4 protein-coding genes and 1 pseudogene are annotated in these 4,306 nt (G+C 68.4%); 2 read left to right on the forward strand and 3 right to left on the reverse strand.

Annotated features, from left to right (window positions below; genetic code table 11):
• Positions 1-20: 20 nt before the first annotated feature.
• Both htpX and ON43_RS31945 read right to left on the reverse strand, forming a co-directional pair.
• Positions 21-902, reverse strand: a complete 882-nt coding sequence (htpX, locus tag ON43_RS31940) for a zinc metalloprotease HtpX (RefSeq protein ID WP_040813498.1) — start codon at positions 900-902, stop codon at positions 21-23.
• Between the two features lie 103 nt (positions 903-1,005).
• Positions 1,006-2,028, reverse strand: a complete 1,023-nt coding sequence (locus tag ON43_RS31945) for a polyprenyl synthetase family protein (protein ID WP_040813500.1) — start codon at positions 2,026-2,028, stop codon at positions 1,006-1,008.
• 179 nt (positions 2,029-2,207) lie between these two features.
• On the opposite strand from ON43_RS31945, the gene ON43_RS31950 reads away from it, so the two are divergent.
• Positions 2,208-3,482 (forward strand): geranylgeranyl reductase family protein, encoded by a 1,275-nt coding sequence (locus tag ON43_RS31950; protein ID WP_040813502.1) that lies wholly within the window; start codon positions 2,208-2,210, stop codon positions 3,480-3,482.
• On the forward strand, positions 3,479-3,898 hold the full coding sequence (locus ON43_RS31955) for a helix-turn-helix transcriptional regulator (RefSeq protein WP_040813504.1): 420 nt from the start codon (positions 3,479-3,481) through the stop codon (positions 3,896-3,898). Before ON43_RS31950 ends, ON43_RS31955 begins: the two co-directional genes overlap by 4 nt.
• 3 nt (positions 3,899-3,901) lie before the next feature.
• Here ON43_RS31955 and ON43_RS31960 read toward each other — a convergent pair.
• Positions 3,902-4,306 (reverse strand): annotated as a pseudogene (locus tag ON43_RS31960) (hypothetical protein); the annotation flags it as partial.

Below are 4,306 nucleotides of genomic sequence, written 5' to 3' on the forward strand. Positions count from 1 at the left end.
CCCAGCCCCGGACCCCCATCTCAAAAGCGGCGGGGGCCGCCTGCCATCTCTTCCAGCCGGGCGATGCGGTCTTCCATGGGCGGGTGGGTGGAGAACCAGCGCGCCATGCGGTCGCCGTTGCGGAAGGGGTTGGCGATCATCAGGTGCGATTGAGCCGTCAGTTGCGGCTCAGGGGGCAGCGGGGCGGCCTGGGTGCCACGTTCGAGTTTGCGCAGGGCCGAGGCTAGGGCGAGGGGGTCGCCGGTGAGTTCCGCGCCGTCCTGGTCGGCCTGGTATTCGCGGGAGCGGGAGACGGCCAGTTTGATGAGTGAGGCCGCGATCGGGCCGAGCAGCGAAACCAGCAGGATGCCAATGACATTCGGGCCTTCGCCGTCGCGGTTGCCGCCGAAGATGCCGGCGAAGAAGGCCAGGTTCGCCAGGCCCGAGATGACCGCGGCGAGCGCGCCCGCGACCGACGAGATCAGGATGTCGCGGTTGTAGACGTGCGAGAGTTCGTGGCCCAGCACGGCGCGCAGTTCCCGTTCGTCGAGGATCTGCAGGATGCCGGTGGTGCAGCAGACCGCGGCATTGCGCGGATTGCGGCCGGTGGCAAAGGCATTGGGCGCGTTGGTGGGGCTGATGTAGAGCCGCGGCATGGGTTGCCGTGCGGCCGTGGCCAACTCGCGCACGATCCGGTACATGGCCGGGGCTTCCAGCTCGGTCACCGGCTGCGCGTGCATGGCCTTCAACGCCAGCTTGTCGCTGTTGAAGTACGCGTAGGCATTCATGCCCACGGCCAGCAGGATCGAGAAGCCCAGAATCATCGGACTCCGGAACATGGCGCCCGCGAACACGATCAGCGCCGACATGCCCACCAAAAGCCCGAACGTCTTCAACCCGTTCGCATACCCGTGCCCATGCATACGGCCTCCTTCTGACGCCCCCTCACCGCTGAGTTACACCAGGTCAACGATAGAGGTCACGGAGGAGTTCCTCCGTGACCGTCGGCCGACGGGTTCGCGACCGTCAGCCGACGCGTTCGATGGTGTAGCGGACCAGGTGTTCGAGGGCCTCGTTGGCGGGGCCGCCGGGGAGGGCGGAGAGTTCGGCGTGGGCGATGTCGGCGTAGCCGTGCAGCTTTTCCTTGGCCAGGACCAGGCCGCGGGAGCGGGAGAGCAGGTAGAGGGCCTCTTCGACCTCGGCGTCGGACTGCAGCGGCTGGGCCAGCAGTTTGCGCAGGCGGTCGCCCTCGGCGCCCTCGTCGCGCAGGGCGTAGAGGACGGGCAGGGTGTGGACGCCCTCGCGCAGGTCGGTGCCGGGGGTCTTGCCGGACTGCTCGGACACCGAGGAGATGTCGATGATGTCGTCGGCGATCTGGAAGGCGGTGCCCACGGCGTCGCCGAGGCGGGCCAGCCGCTCGACATGGTCGGTGCCCGCGCCGGAGAAGGTGCCGCCGAAGCGGCCCGCGGCGGCGATCAGCGAACCGGTCTTCTCCCACACCACGCGCAGGTAGTGCTCGACGGGATCCTGGGACTGGCGGGCGCCGATGGTCTCGCGCATCTGGCCGGTGACCAGCTCGGCGAAGGTCTCGGCGATGATGCGGACCGCGTCGGGGCCGAGGGTGGAGACCAGGCGGGAGGCGTGCGCGAACAGGTAGTCGCCGGCGAGGATGGCGACGCTGTTGCCCCAGCGCGAGTTCACGCTGGGTGCGCCGCGCCGCATGGAGGCCTCGTCCATGACGTCGTCGTGGTAGAGGGTCGCCAGGTGCACGAGTTCCACGACCGTGCCCGCGGTGACCAGGTCGGGACTGGTCGGGTCGGGGCCGAGCTGGCCGGTGAGGATGGTGAACAGCGGGCGGAATCGCTTGCCGCCGGCCTTGGCCAGGTGCAGCGCCGCTTCCTGCAGGAACTCCTCGCCGTCGGACAGCTCGGTGATGAGCAGATCCTCGACCTCGATCAGGCCCTTGCGCACAGTGGCAGCGAGCTCGGGATCACCCAGATCCACCCCCGCGACCACGGTGCTCTCATCGCTCACAGCTGATGCGCTCATTTCTTCTCCCAGTGCCGCGTCCGACCCCACGCCAAAGAACCTAGCGTGTGGACCGATCACCCCCTATGGACACCACCGTAGTGCGACGCACGAAACACTCGCTATGTGAATTGAAACGGGCCGGTGCGGAAGCCGGGGCAAATATGCACTGTCGGTGATGTGCTGCAAGTATTGAGCGCATGGGTTCACCGGAAGTCGCGCCCGAGCAGGGGAAATCATCGGATCTTCTGCCCGCGCACGCTGATGTGCTGGTAGTCGGGGCCGGACCCGCCGGGTCGGCCGCGGCCGCGTGGGCGGCGCGCGCGGGACGCGATGTGCTGCTGACGGACTCCGCGGTGTTCCCGCGCGACAAGACCTGCGGCGACGGCCTGACCCCGCGCGCCACCGCGGAACTCGAACATCTCGGGCTGGGCGACTGGGTGCGGACGCACACGGTCAATCGCGGCCTGCGGATGGCCGGGTTCGGCCGCGAGGCGCTGCTGCCCTGGCCCGACGGGTCGTTCCCGGCCTACGGAAGTGCCGTTCCGCGAACCGAACTCGACGACAAGCTGCGCGAGACCGCGGTGAAGTCGGGGGCGCGGATGGTCGACGGGGCCAAGGTGGTGGAGGTGGCCCGCGAGGGCGACCGCGTCACCGGGGTGACCGTCAAGACCGACGGCGGCCTGCGGGCGGTGTCGTGCAAGACGCTGATCGTGGCCGACGGCGTGCGCTCCCCCGTGGGAAAGATGCTGGGCCGCACCTGGCATCGGCAGTACGCGTACGGGACCGCGGCGCGCGCCTACATCAAGTCCGAGCGCAGCGACGACGAGTGGATCACCTCGCATCTCGAATTGCGGGATGCCAACGGGGAATTGATTCCGGGCTACGGCTGGGTGTTCCCGCTGGGCAATGGCGAGGTCAATATCGGTGTCGGTTCGCTGGCCACCGAGAAGCGGCCCTCGCACATCGCGCTGAAACCGCTGCTGCAGCACTATGTCTCGCAGCGCCGCGCGGAGTGGGGTTTCGAGGGTGAGGCGCGGGCGGTGGCGTCGGCGCTGCTGCCCATGGGTGGCGCGGTATCGAATCTGGCCGGGCGCAACTGGGCGCTGGCCGGAGATGCCGCGGGCTGTGTGAATCCGCTCAATGGCGAGGGCATCGACTACGGACTGGAGGGCGGGCACATGCTCGCCGGAATCCTGGACGAGCCGGACCTGAGCCACATCTGGCCGCAGCTGCTGCGGGAGCGCTACGGCCGCACCTATTCGGTGGCGCGGCGGCTGGCCGGGCTGGCCACCCATCCGCGCACGGTGCCGCTGGGCGGCCCGCCGATGATGCGGTCGAAGCTGTTGCAGCGCACCGCGGTCCGGGTGATGGGCAATCTGGTCACCGACGAGGACCTGGATATGACCGCCCGGCTGTGGCGGGGCGCGGGGCGGGCTTCCCTGCGTTTCGACAAGATCCAGCCGTTCTCATGACCGGCCGGCCGGTTCCCGAGGAGCTGCTGCCGCATCTGCGGCGAGCGCGGGATCTGGCCGACCGGAACTACGCGGAGCCGCTGGATCTGGACAGTCTGGCGGCGGCCGCGGGGGTGTCGAAGTATCACTTCCTGCGGTGTTTCGCCGCGACCTACGGCAAGACGCCCGCTCTGTATCTCGCCGAGCGGCGGATCGAGCGGGCGCAGGATCTCTTGCGGGCCACCAACGTGACGGTGACCGAGGCCTGCATGCTGGTCGGCTATTCGAGCCTCGGTTCCTTCAGTCGGAAATTCACCGAACTGGTCGGGATGTCGCCCTCGGAGTATCAAGCGAAGTTCGCGGCCGAGGGCGCACCCCATATCCCGGGTTGCTACGTCTTCATGCACGGTCTCTCGGATCGGAAACCGCTGCTGTAGCGGTTACTTTCGCGGCAGCACGTGGATGCCGGTCTTGTCGGTCGAGAGGGCCAGCGAGCTGATGTACTGGATCTCGCCTTCGGGTCCCGGGACCGCGGAGGCGATCATGTCCGGGCGCTCGAATTCCATGCCGGTGACCACGCAGGTGAGGGTCTCGCCCGAGGGGTTGCCGTGCTCGTCGTCCAGCGGCAGGTCGATGCCGTCGTGGTCGCGGCGCAGGTAGTACTTGCCCTTGGTGAGAATGGCGGTCAGCGGGGTCGCCAGGAACGAAACCACCACGGCCACAATGGGCGAGTACGGCTTCAGGGTCTCGCCGAAGATCCCGAAGAAGGTCATGATCGACAGCACCGCGGACAGGCCAAGCCGACCAGGCCGACCGGGTTGAAGTCGTAGAGCATGCCGCGCCGG

This window comes from Nocardia concava NBRC 100430, from assembly GCF_000308815.1.
Classification (GTDB): Bacteria; Actinomycetota; Actinomycetes; order Mycobacteriales; family Mycobacteriaceae; genus Nocardia; species Nocardia concava.

What these genes read in the sequence shown, in the direction of transcription:
- htpX (WP_040813498.1), bottom strand. Translation starts at nt 902, where the DNA reads ATGCATGGGCACGGGTATGCGAACGGGTTGAAGACGTTCGGGCTTTTG.
- ON43_RS31945 (WP_040813500.1), bottom strand. Translation starts at nt 2,028, where the DNA reads ATGAGCGCATCAGCTGTGAGCGATGAGAGCACCGTGGTCGCGGGGGTG.
- ON43_RS31950 (WP_040813502.1), top strand. Translation starts at nt 2,208, where the DNA reads ATGGGTTCACCGGAAGTCGCGCCCGAGCAGGGGAAATCATCGGATCTT.
- ON43_RS31955 (WP_040813504.1), top strand. Translation starts at nt 3,479, where the DNA reads ATGACCGGCCGGCCGGTTCCCGAGGAGCTGCTGCCGCATCTGCGGCGA.